The 25,929-nt window shown below is 66.9% G+C and carries 24 protein-coding genes; 15 read left to right on the top strand and 9 right to left on the bottom strand.

Annotated elements, in window-relative coordinates:
- Window positions 1-16 precede the first annotated feature (16 nt).
- Window positions 17-940 (top strand): tRNA (adenosine(37)-N6)-dimethylallyltransferase MiaA, encoded by a 924-nt coding sequence (gene miaA, locus AOP75_RS00585; RefSeq protein ID WP_152649893.1) that lies wholly within the window; start codon window positions 17-19, stop codon window positions 938-940.
- Window positions 937-1,845 (top strand): diaminopimelate epimerase, encoded by a 909-nt coding sequence (dapF, locus tag AOP75_RS00580; RefSeq protein WP_062076454.1) that lies wholly within the window; start codon window positions 937-939, stop codon window positions 1,843-1,845. The genes miaA and dapF overlap by 4 nt, the downstream gene beginning before the upstream one ends.
- Before the next feature lie 21 nt (window positions 1,846-1,866).
- On the opposite strand, the gene AOP75_RS00575 is transcribed toward dapF, so the two are convergent.
- Window positions 1,867-2,487: a class I SAM-dependent methyltransferase gene (locus AOP75_RS00575; protein WP_062076453.1), complete on the bottom strand. Its 621-nt coding sequence runs from the start codon at window positions 2,485-2,487 to the stop codon at window positions 1,867-1,869.
- 62 nt (window positions 2,488-2,549) lie between these two features.
- Between AOP75_RS00575 and hflX the strand changes: the two genes are divergently transcribed.
- The 3 genes from hflX to AOP75_RS00560 are packed head-to-tail and all read left to right on the top strand — an operon-like array spanning window position 2,550 to window position 6,266.
- Complete coding sequence (gene hflX / locus AOP75_RS00570) at window positions 2,550-4,040, top strand: GTPase HflX (RefSeq protein WP_062076452.1); 1,491 nt, start codon at window positions 2,550-2,552, stop codon at window positions 4,038-4,040.
- Window positions 4,037-5,989, top strand: coding sequence for an ATP-dependent DNA helicase (locus AOP75_RS00565; protein ID WP_062076451.1), 1,953 nt, complete (start codon window positions 4,037-4,039; stop codon window positions 5,987-5,989). The genes hflX and AOP75_RS00565 overlap by 4 nt, the downstream gene beginning before the upstream one ends.
- A gap of 37 nt (window positions 5,990-6,026) precedes the next feature.
- On the top strand, window positions 6,027-6,266 hold the full coding sequence (locus AOP75_RS00560) for a hypothetical protein (protein ID WP_062076450.1): 240 nt from the start codon (window positions 6,027-6,029) through the stop codon (window positions 6,264-6,266).
- 3 nt (window positions 6,267-6,269) lie between these two features.
- Here AOP75_RS00560 and lexA read toward each other — a convergent pair whose 3' ends face one another.
- Complete coding sequence (lexA, locus tag AOP75_RS00555) at window positions 6,270-6,977, bottom strand: transcriptional repressor LexA (RefSeq protein ID WP_062076449.1); 708 nt, start codon at window positions 6,975-6,977, stop codon at window positions 6,270-6,272.
- A gap of 182 nt (window positions 6,978-7,159) precedes the next feature.
- On the opposite strand from lexA, the gene AOP75_RS00550 reads away from it, so the two are divergent.
- Window positions 7,160-7,534 carry a LysM peptidoglycan-binding domain-containing protein gene (locus AOP75_RS00550; protein ID WP_201774134.1) on the top strand — a complete coding sequence of 125 codons (375 nt, stop codon included), beginning with the start codon at window positions 7,160-7,162 and terminating at the stop codon, window positions 7,532-7,534.
- A gap of 63 nt (window positions 7,535-7,597) precedes the next feature.
- Window positions 7,598-8,047, top strand: a complete 450-nt coding sequence (gene nrdR, locus AOP75_RS00545; protein ID WP_062076447.1) for a transcriptional regulator NrdR — start codon at window positions 7,598-7,600, stop codon at window positions 8,045-8,047.
- Window positions 8,048-8,084: 37 nt separating this feature from the next.
- Here the strand turns inward: nrdR and AOP75_RS00540 are convergent, their stop codons facing one another.
- On the bottom strand, window positions 8,085-9,998 hold the full coding sequence (locus tag AOP75_RS00540) for a DEAD/DEAH box helicase (protein ID WP_236683046.1): 1,914 nt from the start codon (window positions 9,996-9,998) through the stop codon (window positions 8,085-8,087).
- An 83-nt stretch (window positions 9,999-10,081) separates the two neighbouring features.
- Window positions 10,082-11,278, bottom strand: coding sequence for a phosphoglycerate dehydrogenase (gene serA, locus AOP75_RS00535; RefSeq protein ID WP_439645176.1), 1,197 nt, complete (start codon window positions 11,276-11,278; stop codon window positions 10,082-10,084).
- Window positions 11,279-11,424: 146 nt separating this feature from the next.
- On the opposite strand from serA, the gene AOP75_RS00530 reads away from it, so the two are divergent.
- Window positions 11,425-12,219, top strand: coding sequence for a hypothetical protein (locus AOP75_RS00530; protein ID WP_062076445.1), 795 nt, complete (start codon window positions 11,425-11,427; stop codon window positions 12,217-12,219).
- 63 nt (window positions 12,220-12,282) lie between these two features.
- Here the strand turns inward: AOP75_RS00530 and AOP75_RS00525 are convergent, their stop codons facing one another.
- Window positions 12,283-14,475 (bottom strand): HelD family protein, encoded by a 2,193-nt coding sequence (locus tag AOP75_RS00525; RefSeq protein WP_062078248.1) that lies wholly within the window; start codon window positions 14,473-14,475, stop codon window positions 12,283-12,285.
- A 171-nt stretch (window positions 14,476-14,646) separates the two neighbouring features.
- Here AOP75_RS00525 and AOP75_RS00520 point away from each other — a divergent pair, with 171 nt between their 5' ends.
- Together AOP75_RS00520 and AOP75_RS00515 are read left to right on the top strand one after the other, a co-directional pair.
- Window positions 14,647-15,570, top strand: a complete 924-nt coding sequence (locus tag AOP75_RS00520; protein ID WP_062076444.1) for a PAC2 family protein — start codon at window positions 14,647-14,649, stop codon at window positions 15,568-15,570.
- Window positions 15,571-15,715: 145 nt separating this feature from the next.
- Complete coding sequence (locus AOP75_RS00515; protein ID WP_062076443.1) at window positions 15,716-15,919, top strand: cold-shock protein; 204 nt, start codon at window positions 15,716-15,718, stop codon at window positions 15,917-15,919.
- A gap of 103 nt (window positions 15,920-16,022) precedes the next feature.
- Here the strand turns inward: AOP75_RS00515 and AOP75_RS00510 are convergent, their stop codons facing one another.
- The gene (locus tag AOP75_RS00510) at window positions 16,023-16,799 is read right to left on the bottom strand and encodes a spermidine synthase (protein WP_152649892.1); all 777 of its coding nucleotides are present in this window, start codon (window positions 16,797-16,799) and stop codon (window positions 16,023-16,025) included.
- 88 nt (window positions 16,800-16,887) lie between these two features.
- Here AOP75_RS00510 and AOP75_RS00505 point away from each other — a divergent pair, with 88 nt between their 5' ends.
- Window positions 16,888-17,274 (top strand): SCO2097 family morphological protein, encoded by a 387-nt coding sequence (locus AOP75_RS00505; protein ID WP_062076441.1) that lies wholly within the window; start codon window positions 16,888-16,890, stop codon window positions 17,272-17,274.
- An 86-nt stretch (window positions 17,275-17,360) separates the two neighbouring features.
- Here the strand turns inward: AOP75_RS00505 and AOP75_RS00500 are convergent, their stop codons facing one another.
- Genes AOP75_RS00500 through AOP75_RS00490 form a run of 3 tightly spaced genes read right to left on the bottom strand, consistent with a single transcriptional unit; the run spans window position 17,361 to window position 21,815 of the window.
- Window positions 17,361-19,541, bottom strand: coding sequence for a transglutaminase TgpA family protein (locus AOP75_RS00500; RefSeq protein WP_062076440.1), 2,181 nt, complete (start codon window positions 19,539-19,541; stop codon window positions 17,361-17,363).
- Window positions 19,538-20,803, bottom strand: coding sequence for a DUF58 domain-containing protein (locus tag AOP75_RS00495; protein WP_062076439.1), 1,266 nt, complete (start codon window positions 20,801-20,803; stop codon window positions 19,538-19,540). Before AOP75_RS00495 ends, AOP75_RS00500 begins: the two co-directional genes overlap by 4 nt.
- A 1-nt stretch (window position 20,804) precedes the next feature.
- Window positions 20,805-21,815, bottom strand: a complete 1,011-nt coding sequence (locus AOP75_RS00490) for an AAA family ATPase (protein WP_062076438.1) — start codon at window positions 21,813-21,815, stop codon at window positions 20,805-20,807.
- A gap of 234 nt (window positions 21,816-22,049) precedes the next feature.
- Here AOP75_RS00490 and mraZ point away from each other — a divergent pair, with 234 nt between their 5' ends.
- From mraZ to AOP75_RS00470, 4 genes are all read left to right on the top strand, one after another.
- The gene (gene mraZ, locus AOP75_RS00485) at window positions 22,050-22,517 is read left to right on the top strand and encodes a division/cell wall cluster transcriptional repressor MraZ (RefSeq protein WP_062076437.1); all 468 of its coding nucleotides are present in this window, start codon (window positions 22,050-22,052) and stop codon (window positions 22,515-22,517) included.
- A 110-nt stretch (window positions 22,518-22,627) separates the two neighbouring features.
- Window positions 22,628-23,611, top strand: coding sequence for a 16S rRNA (cytosine(1402)-N(4))-methyltransferase RsmH (gene rsmH, locus AOP75_RS00480; RefSeq protein ID WP_062076436.1), 984 nt, complete (start codon window positions 22,628-22,630; stop codon window positions 23,609-23,611).
- On the top strand, window positions 23,608-24,021 hold the full coding sequence (ftsL, locus tag AOP75_RS12460; protein WP_152649891.1) for a cell division protein FtsL: 414 nt from the start codon (window positions 23,608-23,610) through the stop codon (window positions 24,019-24,021). Before rsmH ends, ftsL begins: the two co-directional genes overlap by 4 nt.
- 134 nt (window positions 24,022-24,155) lie before the next feature.
- Window positions 24,156-25,928, top strand: coding sequence for a peptidoglycan D,D-transpeptidase FtsI family protein (locus AOP75_RS00470; protein ID WP_062076434.1), 1,773 nt, complete (start codon window positions 24,156-24,158; stop codon window positions 25,926-25,928).
- Window position 25,929 lies beyond the last annotated feature (1 nt).

Raw genomic sequence — 25,929 nt, 5'->3', positions numbered from 1 at the left:
CGCTACAGCGTCGCCGGTGCCACCGGTCATCGCCATAGTCGGTTCCACCGCGACGGGTAAGTCAGACGTCTCACTCGCGGTGGCTGAGGCCCTCGACGGCGAGATCGTCAATGCGGACTCGATGCAGTTCTATCGCGGTATGGATATTGGGACCGCGAAGCTCCCGGTCGACCAACGCCGCGGCATTGCGCACCACCAACTCGATACTCTCGATGTCAGCGAGGATGCCTCGGTCGCGCGTTTTCAACGGGAGGCGCGCGCGGACATCGCGGCCATTCACGCACGGGGCAAGCGTGCCATCGTCGTGGGTGGCTCCGGGCTGTACCACCGAGCGCTGATTGACCGCTTCTCGTTTCCGCCGACTGACCCTGAGCTGCGCGCCGCGCTGGAAGCTCGGGCCGAGTCGGAGGGCCCGGGAATCCTGCACGGCGAGCTCGCCGCCGTCGACCCCCTTGCTGCGGAGCGCATCGACGCGCGCAACGCCAAGCGCATTGTGCGCGCACTCGAAGTCATCACGCTGACGGGGGAGCAGTTCTCGTCCGTATTGCCGCAGCACACCTACGAAATCCCGACGGTGCAGGTGGGGCTCGACCTCGACTACGCGACGTTGGACCCCAGGATCGACTCCCGCGTCAACGCCATGTGGGACGGCGGCCTGGTGGACGAGGTCCGTGCGCTCGTCGCGCGCGGCTTGCGCGAGGCCACCACTGCGCAGCGCGCCGTCGGGTATGCCGAGACCTTGCGGCACCTCGATGGCGAGCTCACTGCTCAGCAGACCCGTGAACTCATCGCCCAACACACACGTCGTCTCGCGCGCCGTCAGCGCAGGTGGTTTGGGCCCGATCCACGGGTGACGTGGATTCCAGCCCCCGCATCCAGGAGCGATGTGGCACGCGCTGCCGCGGCGGTGGTGCGTGTGGCCGGTAACCTGGGGTCATGACTGACGTGCCCCAGCCGACCGCCGCCGTGGCCTTCACCAAGGGTCACGGCACGCGCAACGACTTCGTCTTGCTCATGGATGAGGCGGGCGCCATTGATCTGACTCCTGCGCTCGTGCGCACGCTGGCAGACCGGCGCGGCGGCATCGGCGGCGACGGGGTCATCCGTGCCGTGCGTTCCGGCGCGTTGCCCGCAGGGGCAGGCGCGGAGCCGCAGACCTGGTTCATGGACTACTGGAATGCTGACGGCACCACCTCAGAGATGTGCGGAAATGGCGCCCGGGTCTTCGGGGCTTTCCTCGAATCCCAGGCAGGCGAAGATCTGAGTGAGGGACTCGACTTCATGACGCGGGGCGGCCCGCGCCGTGTCACAGCCGTTGGCGAGTGCCGGTACGCGATCGGGATGGGAGCGTACGTGGTGGGCCGCGAGGGCGCGACCACGGTGGAGCCGTTCGATTCCGAGGTGCGCGCGACAGGGCTTGACGTGGCTCGACCCGCGCTGTCCGTCAACGTGGGCAACCCCCACCATGTCGTGGCACTGGCGACAGGAGACGAGCTCGCGGCGCTTGACCTGACGGCCGCGCCAACGGTGACACCGGCGCCCAGGAACGGTTCGAATGTGGAGTTTGCGGTGGCCCTGGGCGAACGAGAGGTCGCCGGCGAGGTGCGCGGCTGGGCCCGCATGCGCGTCCACGAGCGCGGATCAGGAGAGACGCAGTCGTGCGGTACGGGAGCCTGCGCCGTGGCGTTGGCGCTGTCCACCTGGGGTGGGGCCGATGCGCCACGTGTGTGGGACATTGAGGTACCCGGGGGAGAAGTGACCGTCCGGATTACCGACGATGCGACCACGCTTGAGGGGCCTGCGGTCCTGGTCGCCGACGGCGTCACTATTCCCGCAGGCGCGTGACGGCACGGCGCCGCGAACTGGCTAGCGACGCGTCAAGCGCAAGACCCGAAAGCCCTTGGCAGACCCAACCTTCTCGATGTCACCCCAACTGCGGCCGGCATCGTCCCGCTGACGCGCGATCCACGCCGTTAGCGAGTCCGCTCCCAGGTTTTTTTGCACCACGAGGTGCGCGTGACCACCGGACTCGAGCCGCGGAAGCCACGTACTGAGGAGTGCATGCAACGCCGGCTTGCCGATGCGGATCGGAGGGTTGGACCAGATCGCGGCAAAGGTGCGGTCGGCGGGCACGGCTTGAGGTTCACGCGCCTCGATTGCCGCTGACGCACCCAAGCGAGCCGCGTTGCGCTCCAGCAGGTCCAACGCCCTCCTGTTCACATCGACGGCGGTGATGCGGGCATCGGGCCGCTGCAGCGCCGCGGTGAGCGCCAACGGACCCCAGCCGCAACCGAGGTCGAGGACCGTCTCCGCCGGTGGCGGCAGGTGGCGCAGCAGCACCTGGGTGCCGAGGTCGACGTGGTCGGGGGAGAAGACGCCTGGTGCTGTCTCGAGGTCGACTTCGCGTCCCGCGATGGCCGCCCTGATGATGCGGCGCTCATCAGCGGAGGCAGGGTCGGCCGTGAAGTAGTGGTCGGCGGTGCTCATTCAAGCGAGGTTACAGGCCCGGGCGTGGTGCGTGTCTGCCCGGGGTGAGACAATAGACGCATATGTCAGACCTGAATGAGGACACCTCCGCGGACCGCGCGCGCCGAGACGATGCGACGATTTCCCGTGTGCTGTCGCGCGCCGGGACCGCAGTGAGCGCGGGACAGACGCTCCGCACCGACTACGACGGGGACCAGTTCGACCGCGATGAACGCGCTGCATTGCGTCGTGTCGACAACCTGTCGACCGAACTTGAAGACATCACTGAAGTCGAGTATCGCCAGTTGCGACTCGAGAAGGTCGTGCTCGTGGGGCAGTTCTCCCGGGGCACCGTCGAAGACGCGGAGGTGGGACTGCGTGAACTCGCTGCGCTGGCCGAAACCGCGGGATCGCAGGTGCTCGACGGAGTCCTGCAACGCAGGCCCCATCCTGACCCCGCCACGTACATCGGCAAGGGCAAGGCTGAGGAGGTCAAGGAGATCGTGCACGCCGTGGGCGCGGACACCGTCGTCGTCAACGACGACCTCGCGCCCAGCCAGCGACGCGCACTTGAGGACGTCGTCAAGGTGAAGGTCATTGATCGCACCGCGCTGATCTTGGACATCTTTGCCCAGCACGCCAAGTCCAAGGAAGGTAAGGCGCAGGTAGAACTCGCGCAGCTTGAGTACCTTCTGCCACGTCTGCGCGGATGGGGTGACTCCATGTCGCGCCAGGCCGGCGGTCAGGTGGGTGGCGCTGCAGCCGGCATGGGTTCGCGCGGCCCGGGTGAAACAAAGATTGAACTCGACCGTCGCCGCATCCACACCCGCATGGCGCAACTGCGCCGCCAGATCAAGGCCATGGAGCCGGCCCGTAACGTGCGGCGGGACCGTCGCCTTGCGCTTCCCAACGTGGCGATCGTGGGGTACACCAACGCGGGCAAGTCCTCCCTGCTCAACCGCGTCACGGGCGCGGGAGTGCTCGTCGAGAACGCGCTGTTTGCCACCCTTGATCCCACCGTGCGGCGGTCCAGCACACCGGATGGCCGCGAGTTCACGGTGTCTGACACCGTGGGGTTTGTGCGCAACCTCCCGCACCAGTTGGTCGCCGCGTTTTCCTCGACGCTCGAGGAAGTGTCGCACGCCGACCTCATGCTGCACGTCGTCGACGCCTCACATCCTGACCCGGAGAGCCAGATCGCGGCCGTGAGGGAAGTGCTCGCCGACGTCCCAGGGGCAGACCAGGTGAAGGAGGTCATTGTCCTCAACAAAGCGGATATCGCCGAGCCCGAGACGCTCATGCGATTGCGTGCGCGCCGGGACATGACCATCGAGGTGTCCGCGCTGACTGGCGCGGGGATCGACGAGTTGCTTGCCCTGATCGCGCGCGAGCTGCCGCGTCCCGAGGTGCGCATCGACCTGGTTGTGCCATACACCCGCGGTGACCTCGTCAACGAGGCGCACAAGCACGGCGAGGTGCTCACTGAAACGCACGAGGGCGCCGGTACCCACCTGGTGGCCCTCGTGGATGAGGCGCTCGCCGCACGGCTCCGGGAGGCGGCCGTCTTCGCGTGAGTGACAGGGACGAGGCCGTCCGGCTTCTTGAGGTCGCTGTCGGGGCGCTTGGGGGCTCTCCTCGCGAGGGCCAGACCCAGATGACCGAGGTCGTCGACGAGGCTCTGCAGTCTCAGCAACACGTGCTTGTCCAGGCCGGTACCGGTACCGGTAAGTCACTGGGGTACTTGGTGCCTGCCGTGGCACACGCGGCGCGCGAAGGATCGCGCGTGGTCGTGTCCACCGCGACCCTTGCGCTCCAACGTCAGGTCTTTACCAAGGACTTGCCACTGGTCCTCGACGCGCTCGAACCGGAACTCGGCACGCGCCCGGCTGCGGCGCTATTCAAGGGACGCGCGAACTATCTGTGCGTCCATAAACTCGCTGGCGGTTACGGCGAACCCGATGACGACATGTTGCCTATCTCCGCGGGCCCTACGAGCGCGCTCGGCGAAGAGGTTGCGCGCCTGCACCAGTGGGCCGACGAGACGGACACTGGTGATCGCGATGACCTGATCCCTGGCGTCTCCCATCGTGCCTGGGCCCAGGTGTCGGTGTCGGGACGCGAATGCCTGGAATCGAAATGCCCGATGATCAAGGAGTGCTTCTCCCAAAAGGTCAGGGACGAGGCCGCGCAGGCGAAGATCGTGGTGACCAACCATGCCGTCTTGGGCGTGCAGGCCGCATCCCATGACCTCCTGGGCGACCACGACGCGCTGGTCGTGGACGAGGCGCACGAACTCGTGTCGCGAATCACGTCCGCCGCGACCCACGAGATCACTGTGCTGCGCGTGGACAGGGCGGCACGCGCTGCCAGGAGGGCGGGGCACACCACCGACGACCTTGACCGCGCTGCGCGCCGGTTGGACGCTGCCTTGGGCGAACATGAGCCCACGCGATTGCGCTCGGGGCTAGGCGAGGAGCTCGCGGAGGCTATCGAGGCTGTGCGGGGTGCCGCGCGTGCGTTGCTGAGCGCCGTGCAAAAAACCCAACAGAGCGGGCCAGACGCTGGCTCAGCCACTGCCAAGATGGCGAGCGCGGCACTGCAGGAGATACACGACGTCTGTGAAGAGCTGCAGGGCGAACACGGGCGCTATGTCATCTGGCTTGCTCCACCCGACGGTGAGTACGACTCGCGGCAGGCCGTGCGCATCGTGGCTGCGCCACTCGACGTCGCGGGACTCATCCGTACGCGGCTGATCGAGGAGAAGTCCGCGGTCTTCACCTCCGCGACTCTTGCCTTGGGCGGCGACTTCCGCGCCATCAGCGCTCACCTGGGCGTGTCCGAGCCGATGACCCTCGACGCGGGCAGCCCATTCGACTACGACAAGCAGGGGATCCTGTACGTGGCGGCGCACCTCCCCAAGCCAGGCGCAGGCGGGATTACCGATGAGGCGCTGGATGAGATGGAGACTCTCATTCGGGCCGCGGGCGGCCGCACGCTGGGCTTGTTCTCGTCGCACCGGGCAGGCCAGGCGGCTGCCGAGGCAATGCGTGAACGCTTGGATCTGCCCGTTCTCTACCAACTTGACGATCAACTGCCCACGCTCGTCGAGCAATTCAAGGCGGATCCGCGCGCATGTCTGTTTGGGTCAACGTCGCTGTGGCAGGGAATCGACGTGCCGGGACCGTCCGCCACACTCGTCATCATCGACCGCATTCCGTTCCCGCGGCCGGACGAGCCCATCGCTCAAGCCCGCACTGAGGCGGTCGCACAACGCGGCGGCAACGGATTCATGGCCGTGTCTGCGACGCATGCGGCGCTGCTGATGGCTCAAGGCGCAGGCCGCCTGATCCGCACCCACGCAGACCGGGGGGTGGTCGCTGTGCTGGACTCGCGGTTGAAGCACGCGCGTTACGGCGGCTTCCTCGCCCGGTCAATGCCCGCGCTGTGGGGCACGACGGATAGGGCAGTTGTCGTGGGGGCACTCGAGCGACTAGACGAGGCCGCACGTGCGGCGGGGCAGTAGCCTCTATCCAGAGACGATGCGAGGGTGAGGGAGAGACATGAGTGACCAGGACACGTCAGAAGAGTTCCGTCGCGGCCAGGAGGCTGAGCGCGCGAGGTTCGCTGAGTACCTCGAACACTTCGAGAAGGGCTCGAGGACTATGGCCGCGGAGGCCGAAACCGAGCAGTCGCGCGTGTACCAGACGACCATCGCCAACGCGATGAACGCGATGCGCCGCGCCATCACCGGCGAGTTTCACTGGCAGGATGGCTGGCGAAGCGGCAAAGACGGCGAGTAGCCGCTAGACCTTTCGCAAGACGGACACGACCTTGCCCATGATCGATGCGTGCGTGCCATCAATGGGGGTGTACGCCGGGTTGTGAGGCATGAGCCACACCTGTCCGTCTGTACGGCGGAACGTCTTGACGGTTGCTTCGTCATCCAAGAGCGCCGCCACAATGTCGCCGTTGTCAGCGGTGTTCTGCCGGCGCACGACAACGAGGTCGCCGTCGCAGATGGCGGCGTCGATCATCGAGTCACCCTTGACGGTGAGCATGAAGAGCTCGCCCTGTCCGGTGAGTTGACGGGGTAGCGAGAATACGTCCTCGACTGCCTGGTCCGCGAGGATAGGACCGCCTGCAGCGATCTGGCCCACCAGCGGGACGTGAGAGACGTCGTCGGGGACAGCCGGCGCCTGCGGGGCGGCAGGGGCGTCGAGCGCGGGGGAGTCGGTTGCCTCCGGCAACACGACCTCCATCGCGCGGGGGCGGTGCGGATCCCTGCGCAGGTAGCCCTTGCCTTCGAGCGCGCTCAGCTGGTGCTGTACCGAGGAAGTCGACGTCAACCCCACTGCCCGGCCAATCTCCCTCATGGACGGCGGATAGCCCCGGCTCTCGACGCACTCCTTGATGAACTCCAGAATGAGCCGTTGGCGCTCACTGAGGCCCGCGCCACCTTTGTCGGGGAACTCGTGGATGGTGGCTTCGCCGTCTCCCGGTGCCTGCGCCATGTCGCCTCCTGAGGTGCCCGGCGCCTGTGATGTCAGACCCCGGTGATTCGCTGTCCTTCATGACGGTAGAGCACCCGAGCGCAGGAATCAAACATATGTTCGAGCGTGTCTTGCCAGAGCCAGCCCAGAGTGCTACAAATAGAACAGATGTTCGACGAACAAGTGTTCGAATGGAGGAGATCATGACCGCAGTTGCGATGACGAGCCCCAAGCAGGCAGTTCGCCCACGCCCGGTAGGCGCCGCGCCGCGCCCCCGTGTGCGGGTGATCGACACCCCGGTCATGCGCCGTCGTCGCCGCACGGTCGTGGCTGTGCTGCTCGCAATCGTGGCCGCGATTGTTGGCCCGCAGGCGTTCGCGGACTCCGAGGGCGGGACACCCACTGCCTTCGACACCTACACCGTGGCGCACGGCGAGACACTGTGGTCGATTGCATCCGCATACACCCCCGAGGGCGAAGATGTGCGCGATGCCGTCTCGGAGATTTCTTCGCTGAACGCACTGGGAGGGTCCTCCCTGCAGGTTGGCCAGCAGCTGCGGGTGCCCGTCAGCGAGTAGGTCCCCAGGCGGCAGCCGGACCCAGGATTCCGACTAACCGCCTAGTCGTGGGAAAGTAGGGGCATGCACTGTCCTTTCTGCAAGAATGCCGACTCCCGAGTCATTGACTCACGCACGTCCGATGACGGTCTTGCGATTCGGCGGCGCCGAGAGTGCCCTGAGTGTGGCAAGCGCTTCTCGACGATTGAGACCGCAAGCCTCATGGTGATGAAGCGCAATGGCGTGGGGGAGCCGTTTAGTCGCGAGAAGGTCGTGGGGGGTGTACGCAAGGCATGCCAGGGCCGCCCCGTCAGCGACGACGACCTCGCAGTGCTGGCACACAAGGTCGAGGAATCGATCCGCGCCTCTGGGGCAGCGGAGATTAAGGCAACCGACATTGGGCTGGCGATTCTGCCGCCGCTGCGCGAACTCGATGAGGTGGCATACCTACGGTTCGCGAGCGTGTACCAGGACTTCCAGAACCTCGACGACTTCGACGCGGCCATCACGGACCTCCGGACGGGTCAGCAGTAACCACGTTCTGGCACCGCCGGCTCCACCGGGCGGCCCGTTAGCGCTTGGAGCGCTTGCCCTTGCCCTGCCCCTTGTTCTTGGGCCGGGCCTTGCCCGAACGGCCCGATTGCTTCGCGGCAGACTTCTTCTTGCCGTGTGACGCGCCCTTCTTGGATTCGAACGCCTGACCCTCGGGCCGTGCCTGGCCACGATCGCGCGCGGTGGACGGAGCATCATCCTGTGGGCGCTGGCGGCTCGAGGGACGGCGGCGGCCGTCGTTTGCGGGCGCCTGTGCATCGCGCGAGCGGCCTGAGCCTCTGCGACTGTCTGAGGCTCCGCGACTGTCTGAGCCTCCGCGACTGTCTCGACGGTCGTCGAAGCGCGAGTCCCGTCGAGTCTCCGTCCTGGGTGGGCGCCGGGTGTCGCCGTCACCACGCGCCTGGCGCCGCGCCTCTGGCTTGGACCCACGACGGTTGTCGTCATCTCCGCGAGTACGGCCGGTCGCGCGTTCGGGGCTGCGATCACGGCTACCGCCGCGTCTCGCGGGCCCAGTCTCGTAGTCCCGCGAGCGGCCACGCTGCGCGACGTCGCGTTCGCGTGCCTCGAGTTCGGCTTCGCGTCGCGCGAGGCGCTCCTCGCGTGCCAGGAGAGCATTCTCGCGGGCGGTGCGCGACTCATCGGCGAAGTCATCGCGGCCCCGGGCAGGACGTCGGGTGCGGTCAGCTCGCGCACCGTAGTCGGTGCGCGCTGGACGCTCACGACCGTTCCTGTCGGTGCGGCCGCGACCCCCACGGTCGGGCCGTCCGCGTCCGCCGCGTCCACGCAGGGCGCTGTCTGGCAGGGGCTCGGGGACCGGTACTCCTGAGGGCTCGCGTGCGCCTGTGAGCTCGCTGAGCAGCGCGAGCGATTCCTGATCTTCCCCGCGTACCTTGCGGAAGATCGCGTCCACGCCGGCGTTGTCGATGAGGCGGTCAACGGTCTTGCGCTGGTGGGGAAGTGACAGAGTCACCACAATGCCGGCGCTGCCCGCCCTCGCGGTGCGCCCGGCACGGTGCGTGTAGTCCTTGAAATCGGACGGCGGGTCCATTTGCAGCACCAGGTCAACGGCGTCGACGTGGATACCGCGCGCGGCAACGTCGGTGGCGACCAGCACAGGAATCTGCCCTGCCCGGAAACCCGTAATGGCGTGATTGCGCTCTGCCTGCGACTTGTCGCCGTGCAGGGACACTGCGAGCACACCCGCGTCTCGCATCTCGCCCGCGATACGGTCGCAGGCCAACTTCGAGCGCACAAACACGATGGTGCGGCCTTCGCGCGCGACGATCCGGTGCGCGAGCTGGTACTTCACGTGTGGCGGGATGCTCAGCACCAGGTGGGTCATGCTGGCGGGACCATCGTCTCCGCCCGTGACGTCATGGAGGACAGGGTCAACCATGTGTTCCGCCACGAGGCGGTCGACGTCGCCGTCAAGGGTGGCGGAGAACAGCAGGCGTTGTCCGCCAGCGGGCACGTGTTCGAGGATCTCATTGATCTCGTCCATGAACCCCATGTCAGCCATGTGGTCCGCCTCATCGAGCACAATGAGTTCCACGTCTGACATATCCGCGTGTCCGCGGCGCGTCAGATCGGCAAGGCGTCCGGGAGTCGCGACAAGGAGGTGGACTCCGCGTTCGAGCGCCTGCACCTGCTTGGTCATGGACAGGCCGCCTGCCACCAGGCGTAGCGATACCCCCATCGAGTGGGCGAACGGTTCGAGCGCGTCGTTGACCTGCATCGCAAGCTCGCGCGTGGGAACCAACACGATCGCGCGCGGCTTCGTGGGCGCAGGCTTGTCTCCGTCGGCCAGGCGAGCGATGGCTGGGAGGCCAAAGCCAAGGGTCTTGCCTGAGCCTGTGCGGGCCTTGCCGAGCACGTCGCGCCCCGCAAGGGCGTCGGCGATGGTCGCCGACTGGATCGGGAATGCGGTGGTCAACCCCGCCCTGTCGAGAGCTTCGACAAGGGTGGGTGGCAGACCGAGGTCTGCGAATGCGATCGGGTCGCTGGCGTCGTGGACAGTTATGAGAGCACCTGCAGTCGGACGGTTCCTGGCATGGCGCCCAACGCTGCCACGGACTCCTCGGTCACGCCGGCGGAAATGTCCGTCACCACGTAACCCAGTTCACCGCGGGTCGCGAGCATCTGGCCTTCGATGTTGACCTCGTGCTCGGCGAACACTCGGTTGACGGCCGCGAGCACACCGGGCACGTTCTCGTGCAGGTGGGCGATGCGGTGCGATCCGGACGGGCGGTCGAGCTGAAGGTTGGGCAGGTTGACGCTGAGGGACGTAGAGCCCTTCGTCACATAGTCACACAGACGCGTGGACACGAAGATGCCGATGTCGCGCTGGGCTTCTTCCGTTGATCCGCCAATGTGCGGGGTCAAAATGACGTTCGGGATGTTCTGCAACGGCGTGAGGAACGGGTCGCCCTTCTTCTTGGGCTCCTCCGGGAACACGTCGATGGCGGCTCCACCAATGGCGCCGGACTCGAGGCCTTCGCGCAGGGCATCAACGTCGACGATGAACCCACGCGACAGGTTGAGGAAGTGCGCACCATGCTTCATCGATTCGAACTGCTCGCGGCCAAAGAAGCCCTGGTTGCCGCTGCGGCCGTCCACGTGCAAGGTCACAATGTCTGCCTCGCGCAGCAGGGCATCGAGCGACGGCATGCGCGTGGCGTTGCCCAGAGCGAGCTTCTCAGCGCTGTCGAAGAAGATGACGTTCATGCCCAGCGCCTCGGCGACCACGGACAACTGTGAACCGATGTTGCCGTACCCGACAATGCCCAGCGTGCGGCCACGAATCTCGTGGGCGCCGTCAGCGCTCTTGTTCCACACGCCCTCGTGCATGAGCTTCTGGTGAACCGGGAGGCGGCGCGTCAGGGAGATCATCTCCGACACCGCCATCTCGACGACGGAACGCGTGTTGGAGTACGGCGCGTTGAAGGCCGCGATGCCCCGGCGCGCGGCGGCGTCGAGGTCAATCTGGTTGGTGCCGATGGAGAACGCTCCGACCGCGATCAGCGAGGGCGAGGCCGCCATGACCCGTTCGGTGAGCTGGGTCTTGGAACGGATGCCGAGGATCTCAACGCCCTGAAGGGCCTCGATGAGCTCGTCCTCGTCCATCGCGCCAGCGTGGTTCTCGACGGAGATGCCGGCGGCCTCGAAGTTCTCGGTGGCCTTGGAGTGAAGATTCTCAAGTAGAAGTGCGCGCACGGGGCTATCTTTCCGCAAATGGGGCGCTGTGACCAATCCGACTACCCGGCGGTTGGTCATGGTCCCTGCGGGACCGAGGAATGGGCCGATGCCTGGGCTCGTGTGGGTGCGACGGCGCGGACGGGGCGCATGGCAGGCTATGTCCTGTGAATCTGGCTAGCAGGCTCCTCGTCATCACCGGACTCGGCGTTGCCGCGGCCGGGGCAGGGGTGTGGGCGACGGGCGCCACGTGGGAAGACATTTCTCATTTGGGTCAACCTCGCAACGTGCTGGAGATCGAGGGGCAGGAGATCCGCGTCCCGCAGGCACAGTCGTCCGGCGCGCGCCTGGCACCAGCGGTCGCGGCGTCGACCTCAGGAGATCACGCGTTCTTGTTCGAAGAGGACGGCGAGCCGACGCGCTACGACCCTTGCGTGGCGTTGGCGTGGGTGCACAATCCTGAGGGGATGCCTGCAGGCGCTCAGGGTCTCGTGGAACGGGCAGTCGCTGACATCGAGGTTTACACCGGTCTGGTGTTCGATTTCGAAGGGGAGACATCGGAACTCGCATCGTTCGACCGGCCGCTGATTCAAGACCGGTACGGCGAGCGGTTTGCTCCGATCGTGATCGGGTGGTCAGACGAGCAAGAGACCGCCGACCTCGCGGGTTCCACTGCAGGTCTCGGCGGGTCGTCATCGGTCACCGGCGCATACGGCGACCAACGCTTCCTGGCCGCGGGAGTCGTCATCTTGGACAGGGAAGACTTGGCTGACTTGCTGGAGGAGCCAGGTGGGCTTGAGCGTGCCGAGTCAATCATCCGTCACGAGTTGGCGCACGTCGTGGGCTTGGGTCACGTTGACGATCCCACTGAGCTGATGCACACGGAGAACATGGCTGCGGCGTCCTGGGGGCCGGGGGACCGGTACGCGCTCGCGGTCGCCGGTGCGGGTCCCTGCCAGTAGCGCCTGGAGCCTCAGCGGCGATGCGTCGTCACACGAGCGCTCCTTGCCGCAGCGCCCCGCACCTCACAGTCCAGCGGGCAAACGTCCGGTGTGAACGATCTCCAGGCGCTGAGTGGGGCGCGTGAGCGCCACGTAGAGGTCGCCTGGACGGGCCGCAATTGCCGCCGGGTCGAGCACGACCACCACGTCGAACTCAAGACCCTTGGACTCCAACGGAGTGCACACGGTGACGTCAGCCGCGGCGGCGTGCTGCGCGAGGCCCTCGCGGACCGCTCCCAGACTGTCCTGCGGAGCAATGATCGCTACCAAGCCTCCCTCGCTGTCGGCCATGCGCGCCGCGTGCTCGCCTGCAAGGCGAGCCGCGGTTCGCGCCGCAACTGGGGCATCGGCCGTTGTCAGGGCGACCGCATCGTCCACCTCGCGCGCCGCACTCAACTCGCTCACCGGCAGCGCCGCGGCCTTGGCGAAGGACTGCGCTACCTGCGCCACCTGCGCCGGGATGCGATACGACACCGTCAACTCTCGCAGGTGCCACGATGGTCCAAACAGGGGATCCATGGTCTCGGGCCACCATTGGGTGCCCGCCGCGCTCGTCACCTGCGCCACGTCGCCCACGATCGTGAAGGAACGCGTGGGGCAGCGGCGTAGCAGCATGCGCCATGCCATGGGCGACAACTCCTGTGCCTCGTCAACCACCACGTGACCGTAGGTCCAGGTGCGGTCACTCGCTGCGCGTTCGGCGAGGGTCATGCGCGACGTTGATCCGCGCATGCGTTCGGCGAGGTCCTCCGCGCTCACCATGCCGTCGGTGTCGAAAGTCGACAGCACCTCGCGGGCGTATTCGATCTCTTCCTCGCTGGCTCCCGTGGCGGCGCGGGGGGCGTTGGACGGCATATCGCCCAACAGGTCCGCGGCCTCGTCCAGGAGGGGAATGTCGGCCTCTGTCATGGGGGCGTGGGAGGGGCGAATGAGGAGCGCGCGGTCGTGGGCGCTGAGGCTCCGCGCTGCGTGGTCAAGAAGGTGGGGCTTGGACAGGAGGTCGCGAATGAACTGCACGGGCGTGATGGGCAACCAGCACAGGTTGAGCGCAATCCTGATTGTCTTGGAATCGCGTACGTCGCGTTCGAGCTCGAACCGCTCGTCGTTGTCGAGGTGGTGGTCCAGTTGCTCGACGAGTTGGGCGGTGAGCCGGCCAATCATCTCCTTGGCGAAGGACGCGCGCGCTTCGTTGTGGGGCTTGCCCTCGCGGCGTGCCTTCGACTGGGCCTCGCGAATATCTGAGCGGCGAATCACGACCGTGCGTCCGTCGATCGAGACTTCTTGGTCCTCGCGCGGTAGGCGCTGGCGTTCGCGCACCGCGTTCTTGATCACGCGGCTCATGATGGTGCGGCCCTTCACGGAGGCGACGTCGTCCCGTTCCACGGCGCCGATGCGCACTCCGGGCACCAACCCGGCCAAGGTGGTCGAGACCGCGCCCGTCTCACCCAGAGACGGCAGCACGTGGTCGATGTAGCGCAGGAACTGCGCCGACGGACCGATCAACAGCACACCACGGCGCTCAAGCTGCTCGCGGTGGTGGTACAGGAGGAAGGCGGCGCGGTGAAGAGCCACGGCCGTCTTGCCGGTCCCTGGCCCACCTTGCACCACCAGCGCACCGTCGAGGTCGGCGCGAATCACCGCGTCCTGCTCGGCCTGAATGGTCGCGACAATGTCGCCCATGCGCCCCGTGCGGCGCGCGTCGAGTGCCGCCAGCAGCGCGCCCTCTCCCGCGAGGGTGTCGTCGAGTCCGGCCTCTCGCAGCGCGGCGACGTCGAGGACGTCGTCCTCCACTGCCGTGACCACGCGGCCGCGCGTCGTGAGGTGACGGCGGTTGACCACGCCGGACGGGTTGGCGGCGGTTGCTGAATAGAAGGCCCGTGCTGCCGGAGCGCGCCAGTCAGTGAGCAGGGGAGCGTGGGCCTCATCTGACAGCCCGATACGGCCTACGTAGAGCCGGTCGCCGTCGGCCAGGTCGAGGCGACCAAAGCACAGCCGGTCCTCCACCGCGTCGAGCTGCATGATGCGGTCCTCGTACAGGGTCGCGAAGGCATCGCGCTCGGAACGGTTTTGCGGGGATCCCGACGGTCCCGACTTGCGGACCTCGGCTAGTCGCCGTTCGGTCTCACCGCGGAGATCGTCGAGGCGACCGTACAGCCCGTCAATTACGCGCTGTTCCGCATCCAGGCCGTAGGCGGTCCGGGTGCTGTCGTCATGCATGCTTTCGCCCTTCATCCTTGACCCGCTCGCGTCAAGGCAGTCCTCCATTATCCCCGTACCTCGGGGTGCTCGCCACCCCCTGACTCGGGGAATGGGCCGGTGCTCGCAGGTGTTTCGCGCTCAGCGTGCATCGGCCAAACCGTGCCCGGTGCGTGAAACAATGAAGGAACTATGAATTCTGCACTCGTGAGTTGGAACCCGGACGGCGTCGAGGAGTGGGAGCGCATTGCGCCCGCCGACTCCGCCGTCCTCATGCACTCGTTGCGAGGCTTTATCGACGCAGGGAACACCGGCTCACTCGTGGCGCGGCAGATCCTCGACGGCTGTGAGCCGGTGCGCGTGGCGAGCTTCGACATCGACCAACTGCTTGACTACCGCTCGCGCCGGCCAGAGATGACCTTCTCCGTGAACGAGTTCACCGACTACGACGAGCCTCACCTCCACGTGGATCTCGTCCGCGACCTGGAGGACACGCCGTTCTTGTTGCTGCACGGTTTTGAGCCCGACATCCGGTGGGAGGCATACATCGCTGAGGTGCGCGAGATTGTGAAGCGCATGCACGTAGGCCTCACGCTTGGAACGCACGGCATCCCGATGGCGGCTCCGCATACGCGCCCCCTGGGTGTGACGGTGCACGGCACTCCGCAGGAGTTGTTGCCGGACGCGGCGTCGTTCTTCGGCACGGCCGCGGTACCGGCGAGCGCCATGAACCTGATGGAGTACCGGTTTGGCCAGTGGGGCCTGTCGGCTGTCAACGTGGCGGTTCACGTGCCTCACTATCTTGCGCAGTCGTCGTACCCGCAAGCGGCGGCCCGCGCCATCGCCGCTGTCGAGGACATCTCTGGACTCTTGTTGGACGCGGAAGGTCTCACCGACGACGCGCTCGTGGCGAGCGAGGAGATCGCACGTCAGAGCGCGGAATCAGATGAGGTGCAGGCACTCGTCCAGGCCCTCGAAGAGCAGTACGACGCCTTCATGGAGCGCCGTGAGGACGGCATCGAGGCCGACGGGCCGTTGCCTTCGGCGGAGGAACTCGGGGCGGAATTTGAAAAATTCCTGCAACAACAGCGGGGAGACACTCCCCCTGGAGCGTAAAACGTGACACACTTGCCCTGGTTGCAGAAAACGTAGTGTGCAAGAACCGGTCTGTCTGGGCTCGGAACAAGAACATTGCGGCGACAGCGCCGGGCAGAGTGTTCGGTGCTCCCGTCCGCGGGCAAGATAGACAAAGGAAATACGCATGGCACAGGGATCTGTGAAGTGGTTCAACGCTGAAAAGGGCTATGGCTTCATCGCCCAGGACGGCTCGAACGACGACGTCTTCGTCCACTACTCGGCAATCGAGACCGACGGTTACAAGAGCCTTGAAGAGGCTCAGCGCGTCGAGTTCGACGTGACCGATGGCCCCAAGGGCCCCCAGGCGGCGAACGTTCGCCCCCTCTAAGGACTTGAGAGTTCCCTGTCGCCGAGCATGACTCGGGGGCAGACTTAAGTTTTCTCGAAGGCCGTCACCGGATTTCCGGTGGCGGCCTTCGTCGTGCTCGGGCCTAGGACGGCCAGCGGGTGGAGACCCCGGTCGGCAAGGGGGCCGATGCCGCGTAGCGCCTGAGGCTATCAACGTTGAGTGCGGGAGCGGCGGCGAGAATGACATTGCCGCGGCGCCGTCCCTTGAGCACTGCAGGCTCACCGATCGCGACGAGGCCCGTGAAGTGTGCTGCGGCTGCTGCCGCGTCCGCGCGGTGTGCCTGCCCGCCAGGGCGCGTGCCGATGTTTGCGATCACGAGACCGCCCGGACGCAATGCACGACGAGCGTGTGCCCACCACACGTCATCCGCCAGCGACTGTGGAGTCTCGTCGCCAGCGAAGGCGTCGCGGACAATCAGGTCCACGCTGGCGTCATGCCTGGACGCCACGGCGTCGAGCCCGTCCTGTTCGCGAATCCGCAGACGCGGGGCGCGCGGGAGGTCCCACCACTGGCGCGCCAGGAGCGGCAAGTCGGCATCCACATCCACGGCGATGTGACGCGAGTCGTCGTAGCGGTAGGCGAGGTAGCGAGGCAAGGTGCACACGCCCGCGCCCACGTGCAGCGCGAGGAACCGCTCAGGCCTCGCCCATGCGTCGACCACCGCCGCCTCGTGGCGCATGTACTCGAAGTCAAGGACATCCTTTTCAGGGCGCATGGACGAACTGGGAACTCCACCCACCCATACAGTCGTTGACCCATCAGGCTCGTCCTCGAGCCGAACTTCTGCGCTCGCGGTGGGGATGGTGACGCCGCGAGCAACCCCGTCGGCGACGCGTTCAGAACTGGATCGTGGAGTCACGGGGGCCTTTCGGCAGGAGGACTAGTGTGCGAGGGCGACGCGAACTAGACTAGGGTCTACGCCACAGACTGTGTTGGAGGAGGGCATCATGCCGCTTTCTGAGTATGAGCAGCGCGTACTCGACGAGCTCGAGCAGGAGCTCGGTAGCGACGCGACGCTTCACCGTGCCATGAACCGCTCCTCGCACACCCCCACGCGGGTGATTTTGGGCATCGTCGGCGTCATCGCCGGCCTCGGTATCGTCGTGGCCGGAGTGGCCTTCCAGATGCCGATCCTGGGCATCGTGGGCTTTGTGCTGATGGCGGGCGTTGCACTGTGGACGCTCCTGGCCGGCGGGAAGAAGGAAGAGCCGAAGGCATCCGACGCCGCGAAGCCGCGTCCTGCGCCGCAAGGCAAGCCCGCGAAGGAGAACAAGGACTTCATGCAGCGGTTCGAGGACCGCTTTGACCGCAGGCGTGAGAACGGCGAGTTCTAAGCCCGCGACACTCACCGCGACCTCGTAGCACGACCCCGGCCCAGGTGGCCGGGGTTTTGTGCGTTGGCGCCCGTGCGGTGCGCGGGCTAGGTGCGAGCGCCGCTAGACGTCCGAGCGGCCGCTTTGACGCCGTGCAGGACCTGATCACGGCAGGCCCGCATGTGCGACAGCGCCACCGTCGACGGATCCGGGGCGTAGCGGTGTGTCATGACGTCCTGCGCGAGCGTCTCAAAGGCCGCCCTGGCATTGGCCGGCAACAGCAGCCCCTCCGTCGCAAGCGCGTCGCACGAAAAGCGCACGGCCTGCGCGGGGCTCATGGACTCGGGCCACCGGGCGGCGGCGGGCAGCCGGCGCCGTAGGCCTGCCCATATCGCGTCGGCGTCGTCGAGCGCGGCGTCGGCCGTTGAACGCCGTGCCAGGGCCCACGCTGCACCTCCCGCCACCAACACCACGCCGATGGCAAGGAGCCACCAGGGGGCCGCGGTAGTGGTGGAATCGTTCGGTGACGTCGCGGCGCCGGTGTGCTCCGGCTCCGGCTGTTGAGTCTCCTCGGGACGTTCGGGTTCGGCCGGTGCCACGGGGTCCGCGGCGTCGCTTTCGACGCCTGAGGCCGCTTCGACGGCGTAGTTCGAAGCGTAGGTGGGCGCAAAGCCCGTCTGGACGGCGGGCGTGGGCTCAAAGCGGATCCACCCAGCGCCGGGAAACCAAAGCTCGGGCCACGCGTGAGCCTGCGATCCGTCCACGACGTACGTGCCTGACCCCAACTGATTTCCCGGCAAGTACCCCACCGCCATCCGCGCGGGAATGTCCAACGTCCTGGCCATCATGGTCATGGCGGTGGCGAACTGAATGCAGTAGCCCGTACGCGTATCGAGGAACGTACTCACCGTATCCGCGGTATTGGGCTCAACCGAGGTGTCGTACGTAAACGTCGTCGGGTTGCGCAGGTACTGCTGCAGAGCCACCGCGGTGCCGTAGCGGCTGGTGGCCTCCGCCGTCACCTCCTGCGCGAGTGTCGCCACGCGCTCGGCATCCATCGCGTCGGGAATGGCGAGGTAGCGCTCGCCCACATCGTCACTGTCGGTTCCGATCCCATCTTCCGCAGCCAGGAGTCGCTCGCCCGTCACAAAGTCGTCCAGCAGCGACACTGAGTAGGTGGCGCCGGTGATGCGGCCTCGTGCCAGCGTGGCCTCGTCGAGCGCCGCGTCGTAATCCCACGCGCGATCGATCGCGATCGATCGGGGCGCGTTCGGCAAGGGGATGTTCTCCTCTGCGGCGCCCACGGGTTCGACAGTGACGGTCGTCGCCTCATAGTCCGCAGGGTTGTCGACTGGCACGGTCCACACGACGTCACCCTCGCGGGGTCGCTCCGACCGCGAACTCGCCGCGGGCTCCCATGACGTGCCGTCAAAGTCGGTGAGCGTGCGCAGCTTGAATGCGTCCGGCTGGCCGCCGTCGCTCGTGTACTGCAGCACGGGCGACGTGGAGCGCGCCCCCAGTGACTCGCGCAAGTCGAGTTCCACGCTCAGGCGGGTGGTGGTGCTCGCGCCGCCGGCGCTGGAGATCCGGGGCAGGCGGTCCCACCCGGGACCGCTGACAAGCAGCGGTGTCACGACGAGCGCGGCGGCGATCACGGCCGTGGCAGTCACCAGGGGAGCGGCCACCGGTGCCCGGGAGCGGATCGCGCTCGGCCGGCGCAAGAGTCCGAGCGCGATGAGCCACACTCCGAACGCCGCCAGCATCGATGGGATATGGACCACGTGCTCCATGACAATCGCCGGTAGCCACGGCGCGAGCAGGACCACGCCTGACGTTGCCACCCACCGCGCACCTACCGCGAGGGCATCCGCCACAAGGAACAGCGGAATCAGCCCGGCCAGGATCACGAGTGCGAGCGGTGGCACCACGGGGGCGGGCGCCACCGTGGCTCCCGCATACGTCAGCCCCTCGGCGAACACGCGCCCGAGGTCAGCGAGGGCGCCGGGAGTAGGAAGCCACTGGCGGCCCCCGTCATCGTGCATCGTGAACACAGGTACGCAGATCACGGTCGCGGCAATGAGGCCGGCGGCCGTTGGCCACCACAGAGACCGTGTCACCGCACGCACCGCCACGACGACGCCGGCGGTCATCGCGAGCACAGCAGCGGCCACGCCGCGCAGGTCATCGACGTTGATCCAGCCGGAGAGTGCACCAAGGCTCAGGTAGACGGCGGCCGCGATGGAGAGGGTCGCGGCGGCGCTCATCCACCCGTCTCGCGGCGCGTTCATGCGTGTGCCGCCTCGCCAGCAAGAAGCTGCCACGCGCGCCCGACGGGCTCGTGCGGGTTCGCCACCACGACACGCCAACCGGCCGCCCGCAGTGCGTCAGTGGCGCTTTGTGTCCCGCGCGCGGCGGTGTCCACGATCACGGCCCACGCGGATCCGGAGTGGCCCAGACGCGCCAAGTCGGCGAGCGCCGCCTCTGGGGGCGCTCCCATGATGGCGAACGTCACCGCTCCATACCGTTCACGGTCGGCGGCGATCGCCGCGGCGTCCCCCACGTTCCCCGTCGGATCGCCGACGCGGTCAATCGGACGCGCCTCTAAGGCGGCCAAGGAGTCCAGGAGGCGCTCGCGTTCAGCGTTACCGGTTGCCGCAATGCTGGGGTCGTGGCTGAGCCCGGCGCCGACGGTCACCGCCTCATGTCCGGTTTCCAGGACGGCAGAGGCGATGGATGCGGCGGCGGAGATCGCCCATTCCGCTGCGGCGGCAGAGCCCGGCAAGTCGAGGATGACTGTGGCAGGCCGTTTGCCTTCGTGCTCATCGTGGCGCACGAGCATGGTCTGACGCCGCGCGGACGATGCCCAGTGGACCCGCCGCAAGTCGTCGCCCTGTCGATACTCGCGTAGCGAGGAATCGTCCGCCTGAGCTGATACGACCCCCGTAGAGCGGTGCTCCGAGACTCCCATCACGGCGCGGGCGACGTCGACGAGGTCCACCACCGCTGGCCAGACTGCCACGGTGTCGGTGGCTCCGACCGAGCATTCTGCGTTGACGAGTCCCCAGGGGTCCGTCGTCGCCACCATGCACGGGCCCAGCGTCCACCAGCCGCGCTGGGTGGGGCGAATCGGGTAGGTCAGTGTCAGCGCGCGTTCGCCACGCGTGACGGCGGCGCGTTGATGCGCAGTGCCGGTGATCTCCGCAGCAGCTTGTTCACTGACCCCGAGGCCGCGGATGAGCATGTGCGATGTGGCGTTCCAGCGTGTCGCGGTCATGGATGTTGTCACGAACGCGGGGACGTTCACCATGGCGTGCTGCGGACCGATGGCCCGCGACACACGTGCGAGCCGGCTCGGCAGGCTGATCCCGATCACGGCGACCCAGACCCATGCGACGAGCACCGCAGCGGTCGTGGCAACGGCTAGGTACGTCAGTGCGGCAGAGCCGAAGCCAATGCCGAGAATGAGCATGGTGGCAGCTGCGATGGCGACGCCGGTGCCGCGCCGGGTGGGAGTGAGGCGGCGTTGGCGAGCAGGTTGCGCGGAGGTCATGTCACGGGCGGGCGGCGACGGCTTCGCGGGTGTTCATGCGGGGGGTCCCTGGGACGCGGGTCGCGCGCACGATCTCCTCGACGATGTCCCGGGTGGACAGCCCCGCGACTCGGGCCTCGTGGGAGGGCAGGAGCCGGTGGGAGAGGACGGCCACTGCACGTTCTTGCACGTCCTCGGGGATGATGTGGCCGCGGCCGTGGAGGGCGGCCGTGGCGCGGGAGGCCGCCAACAGCTGGAGGGAAGCGCGCGGCGACGCCCCCAGGCGCAGGGCCGCATGCTCACGGGTCGCGCCCACCAGGTCCAGGATGTATTGCTTGGCGGCAGGCGAGGCGTGGACCTTGTTGGCTGTGCCGATGGCCAGGGTGACATCCTGCGTGTGTGCCACCGGCACAATCGCCGCAAGCGGGTCGACCCCGCCGTCGCGCCCCATCAGCATGTCCATCTCCGCCTCGCGGCTGGGGTACCCCACAGAGATCTGAGCCATGAAGCGATCGCGCTGAGCCTCAGGCAAGGGGTAGGTGCCTTCCATTTCAATGGGGTTCTGAGTCGCCACCACGGTGAAGGGGTTAGGCAGCGCGCGCGTGGTGCCGTCGACAGTCACGGCGCGTTCTTGCATGGACTCCAAGAGCGCGGACTGAGTCTTGGGCGAAGCGCGATTGATCTCGTCCGCGATGACCACATGCGCGAAGACGGGTCCAGGACGGAATTCGAAAGCGTGCTCGTCGGAGCGGTAGATGCTGACCCCGGTGACGTCTGCGGGGAGTAGGTCAGGGGTGAATTGGATGCGCCCCACTGAGGCGTCGATGCTCGCGGCGAACGCTCGCGCCAGCGTCGTCTTGCCCACCCCGGGGACGTCCTCCATGAGGAGGTGCCCGCGGGCCAGCACCGTCGTGATGATCGCCCTGATGGCGTCCCCTTGCCCCGCGACCACTGCGCTCATCGACTCTTCGATGGCGCTGGTGAAGCGCTGCACCTGCTCGAGTTCGGCCGCGGTGGGTGGGGTCACGGTCATGGAGGGCTCCTTTGCGTCGTACTCGTCGAGCCTAGGGGACTTCCGGGCGTGGCAACAGGGTGCCGCGCGATGAAGTGCCCCCTGGCTGAGAAATCCCCCCACCGCGCTATCTGGAGGTCTACCTGCACTTTCGAGCTCGAATTGCTGAGATTCGCGTGATTTCTCGCCCAAAGTGGGGAGAAGTGGAGTAAAGTGGGGGCATCGGGCGAGTCGTGGCGCTGAGGAGGTGATCGCGTGTCAGATGCACTGGCGCACGGTCTGGGCCCCACTGGGGTCTTCCTCGGCACGTTCACGCCTCGCCTCGATGACAAGGGCCGACTGATCCTGCCCGCGAAGTTCCGCGGGCGGTTGGCGTCGGGTCTGGTCGCCACGCGCGGGCTGGACCGGTGCGTTTTTTTGTTTCCCCTCGACGAGTTCGCAGTCGTTCACGACCGCCTGCGACGCGCGCCGCTGGAGAACAAGAGCGCTCGGGACTATCTGCGTAACTTCCTGGGTCACGCCTCGGATGACATCCCCGACAAGCAGGGGCGCATCTTGCTGAGCTCTGCTCTACGCAAGTACGCCGGCCTGGACCGGGACGTCGCCGTGGTGGGCATGGGTTCCCGCGTTGAGGTGTGGGATGCCCAGGCCTGGGAGGACTACCTCGAACGAGGCGAGGACGAGTACGCCGCTACTGCGGCCGAGGTGTTCGACGCCATGTAAGTGACCCGTGTCCCGCGGCCTCCTCCCGCGCGGCTCTGGCGGACTTCCCCCCGCCAGAGAGCCGGAGGGAGACCGGGAGACACGGTCAGCAGCGACAGGAAGGAGGGATCATGTCGGACGCGGCTTCTCGACACCAGCCGGTGATGCTGCAGCGCTGCGTTGACCTCCTCGCACCTGCCGCTCAGCACCCGGGCTCAGTCGTCATCGACGGGACGCTAGGAATGGGCGGCCACACTGAGGCGATCCTGACGCAGTGCCCCCACGCCCGCGTGGTGGGCATCGACCGCGATCCGCAGGCGATCGCGCTGGCGTCCGAGCGGCTCGCACACTTTGGGGATCGATTCATCGCTCACCACGCCGAGTATGACGACATGGCCGGGGCTGTCGCGGCCGCTGGCGTCTCACATGCCGACGCTGTGTTGCTAGACCTGGGCGTGAGCTCGCTGCAGATCGACGAGGCCGAGCGCGGCTTCTCCTATGCGCAGGACGCGCCACTGGACATGCGGATGAACTCCGAGGACACCGTGACTGCCGCGGACTTGCTGCGCGAGGCCGACCAGAAGGAGCTCGCGCGCATCTTGCGCGTCTACGGCGAGGAACGGTTCGCCGGGCGCATCGCGGAGACCATCGTGGCGCGTCGCAGCACGGCCCCGATCGAGCGCAGTGCGGAACTTGTCGACATTGTGCGTGCGTGCATCCCCGCCGCGACGCGAGACAAAGGCGGCAACCCCGCCAAGCGCACTTTCCAGGCACTTCGCATCGCGGTCAACCGCGAACTCGAGATCCTCGAACGCGCCATCCCCGCGGCCGTCGAGGCGGTCAACACCGGCGGGCGGGTGGTGGTCATGTCCTACCACTCGCTTGAGGACCGGATCGTCAAGGGCGTCTTCGCGGAAGGGGCGACGTCCTCCGCGCCGCCGGGCCTGCCGATCGTGCCCGACGAGGACCAGCCCTACCTGCGCCTGCTGACGCGAGGCGCCGAAAAGGCCTCGCAAGACGAGGCAGACGCGAATCCCCGCTCCAAGCCCGTCCGCCTGCGAGCGGTTGAACGCACCCGTCCCACTCCCACCACGCGCCACAGGAGGTCATCATGAGCGCCGCACCCCTTCGACAGTCCCGCCCTGTCAGTGCGAGTCAGCCTTCGCGTAGCCGTGGTGCCTCAAGCGCGCCAGCACCCCGTCGTCACCTGCATGCCGTCGCCGCGCCTGAGCAGGCGCGGTCGCTTGCCCCGTTAGCCATCGCTTGCGTGGCGATCGTGCTGGCAGCGTTGGCCTCCGTGCTGTTGATCAACACGCAGATGACTCAAGGCGCATTTGAGCGACGCGACCTTAAGATCGAGATTGCTTCGCTTCATCAGCAACAGGCGGCGCTCGTGAGCGAGCTGGAGTCGTTCTCCGCGCCCAACTACCTTGCATCTGCGGCAGAGGAGCTCGGAATGGTGCCTGCGTCGGCCAGTGGCTTCATCTCAATTGAGGACTCCACCGTCCTGCACCAGGGCGACTGATGACGGACCGTCAGCCGCCGCGCGCCTCGGGGCCGCGCCCAAGCCAGCGCCGTCGTCCCGCCGCGCAGGAGTCGGCTCGAGTACGCAGCCCTCAGGGACGACGTCCACAGCAGGCGAGGGCGTCGGCCCCCGCCATGCGAATAGGCAACCCCGTCAACCGCCAGCGCGCGGTGTTGTTCGTGGTGTTCATCGTGCTCGCCGTGTTCGCGGTGCGGCTGGTCATGGTCCAGGTGGTCAATGCCGAGGACTTGTCGGCTAAGGCGCTGCAGAACCGGCTAGCGACCACCACCATCGAGACGCAGCGCGCTGACATCGTGGATCGCAACGGCACTGTCTTGGCGACCTCAGCGCAGCGCTATCACGTGTTTGTGAACCAGCAGAAGCTCGCTGACGAGTGGAAGCGGACGGAAAACGGTCAGGTCGTGGCGCAGGGCGCACTCGACGCCGCGCGAATCCTCGCACCCATTCTCGACGTGAGCGAGTCGGAACTCGCCGCGGACTTGGTGGGTGACAAGACTTTCCAGTACATCGCGAAGTACGTCACCCCGGAAACGTGGGACCTCATCAGCGAAGAGCGCATTACGGGCATCGACTACGAGCCGGTGTCGGAGCGCGAGTACCCCAACGGCAACGTCGCGGGCAACATCGTGGGCTTCGTGGGCGGCAAGGAAGACGCAGTCGGGGTGAACTGGGGCCTGGCGGGCGTCGAGAAGTCCTACGAATCCGTCTTGCTCGGCCAGCCCGGCTCGCTGACCTATGAGCGTGGCGGGCAAGGCACCGTCATCCCGACGGGAGTGCTCGATGAGGACCCGGCTACACCGGGCCAGGACGTGGTGCTGACGATCGACCGCGACATCCAGTACTACGCGCAGGAGCGCCTTGCCGAGGCGCTCGCGACCACGGGCGGCCGCCAGGGCATCGTGACCGTCCAGACTGTGAAGACCGGCGAGTTCCTCGCACTCGCGGATTCAAAGACCGTGGACCCCAACGACCCTGGTGCCTCCGACGCCTCCGATCGCGGAGCGGCTTCCGTTGAGGATGTGTTTGAGCCAGGCTCGACCGGCAAGGCCATCACGGTGGCAGCTGCGCTTGAGGAAGGCCTCGTGACGCCCACGAGCCGATTCTCCGTTCCCTACGAGTACACCACCGAGAACGGACAGACCTTCAAGGATTCGCACGAGCACGAGACCCAAAAGCTCACGACCTCGGGGATCATGGTGTCGTCCTCCAACACGGGGACGGTGCAGATTGGCGAGCAACTGTCGGAGGCGCAGCGCTACGAGTACCTCGAGAAGTTCGGCTTTGGCACGCGTACTGGTGTGGGCATGCCCACCGAGTCACCTGGCATCTTGCGCGATTGGGAAGACTGGGACGGCCGCACCGAGTACGCCGTTCTGTACGGCCAGGGCGTCGCCGTCACGGCCTTGCAAACGTCGCAGGTGTACCAGACTCTGGCCAACGGAGGCGTGCGCGTGCAGCCGTCGCTCGTCAAGGGTTTCACTGACCAGGATGGGGTCTTCACCGAGGCCGAGACGGTCGAGCCCGAGCGTGTGGTCTCGGAGGAGACGGCGGCGCAGGTCATGTTGATGCTTGAAGATGTGACCGAATCCGGAACGGGAAGCCTGGCCAAGATCGACGGGTACCGCGTCGCCGGCAAGACTGGCACCGCGGAGGCCGTTGGGCCGTCGGGCAAGCTCGATTCAACCGTGGCGTCGTTCGTGGGCGTGGCTCCGGCTGACGACCCCGAGATTGTGGTGTCGGTCATCGTGTTTGACCCCGCAAGTTCGATCTGGGGCGGCGAGGTAGCCGCACCCGTGTTCTCCGACGTGGCAACCTTTGCCTTGCAGTCCTTGCGGGTTCCCCCGTCCGGACCTGCCGAGGAGATGTACCCGACCACCTGGGAGTGAC

Origin of the sequence: Demequina globuliformis (genome assembly GCF_000975155.1) — a bacterium.
Classification (GTDB): domain Bacteria; phylum Actinomycetota; class Actinomycetes; order Actinomycetales; family Demequinaceae; genus Demequina; species Demequina globuliformis.
This window is presented reverse-complemented; position numbering and strand designations above follow the sequence as displayed.

Bases quoted from the DNA above. Each gene is read 5' to 3' on its own strand.
- AOP75_RS00520 (WP_062076444.1), top strand. From the start codon at position 14,647: ATGAATTCTGCACTCGTGAGTTGGAACCCGGACGGCGTCGAGGAGTGG.
- dapF (WP_062076454.1), top strand. From the start codon at position 937: ATGACTGACGTGCCCCAGCCGACCGCCGCCGTGGCCTTCACCAAGGGT.
- ftsL (WP_152649891.1), top strand. From the start codon at position 23,608: ATGAGCGCCGCACCCCTTCGACAGTCCCGCCCTGTCAGTGCGAGTCAG.
- AOP75_RS00470 (WP_062076434.1), top strand. From the start codon at position 24,156: ATGCGAATAGGCAACCCCGTCAACCGCCAGCGCGCGGTGTTGTTCGTG.
- AOP75_RS00505 (WP_062076441.1), top strand. From the start codon at position 16,888: ATGCCGCTTTCTGAGTATGAGCAGCGCGTACTCGACGAGCTCGAGCAG.
- AOP75_RS00550 (WP_201774134.1), top strand. From the start codon at position 7,160: ATGACCGCAGTTGCGATGACGAGCCCCAAGCAGGCAGTTCGCCCACGC.
- AOP75_RS00560 (WP_062076450.1), top strand. From the start codon at position 6,027: ATGAGTGACCAGGACACGTCAGAAGAGTTCCGTCGCGGCCAGGAGGCT.
- hflX (WP_062076452.1), top strand. From the start codon at position 2,550: ATGTCAGACCTGAATGAGGACACCTCCGCGGACCGCGCGCGCCGAGAC.
- AOP75_RS00515 (WP_062076443.1), top strand. From the start codon at position 15,716: ATGGCACAGGGATCTGTGAAGTGGTTCAACGCTGAAAAGGGCTATGGC.
- AOP75_RS00490 (WP_062076438.1), bottom strand. From the start codon at position 21,815: ATGACCGTGACCCCACCCACCGCGGCCGAACTCGAGCAGGTGCAGCGC.
- lexA (WP_062076449.1), bottom strand. From the start codon at position 6,977: ATGGCGCAGGCACCGGGAGACGGCGAAGCCACCATCCACGAGTTCCCC.
- AOP75_RS00500 (WP_062076440.1), bottom strand. From the start codon at position 19,541: ATGAACGCGCCGCGAGACGGGTGGATGAGCGCCGCCGCGACCCTCTCC.
- AOP75_RS00525 (WP_062078248.1), bottom strand. From the start codon at position 14,475: ATGCATGACGACAGCACCCGGACCGCCTACGGCCTGGATGCGGAACAG.
- rsmH (WP_062076436.1), top strand. From the start codon at position 22,628: ATGTCGGACGCGGCTTCTCGACACCAGCCGGTGATGCTGCAGCGCTGC.
- nrdR (WP_062076447.1), top strand. From the start codon at position 7,598: ATGCACTGTCCTTTCTGCAAGAATGCCGACTCCCGAGTCATTGACTCA.
- AOP75_RS00575 (WP_062076453.1), bottom strand. From the start codon at position 2,487: ATGAGCACCGCCGACCACTACTTCACGGCCGACCCTGCCTCCGCTGAT.
- AOP75_RS00495 (WP_062076439.1), bottom strand. From the start codon at position 20,803: ATGACCTCCGCGCAACCTGCTCGCCAACGCCGCCTCACTCCCACCCGG.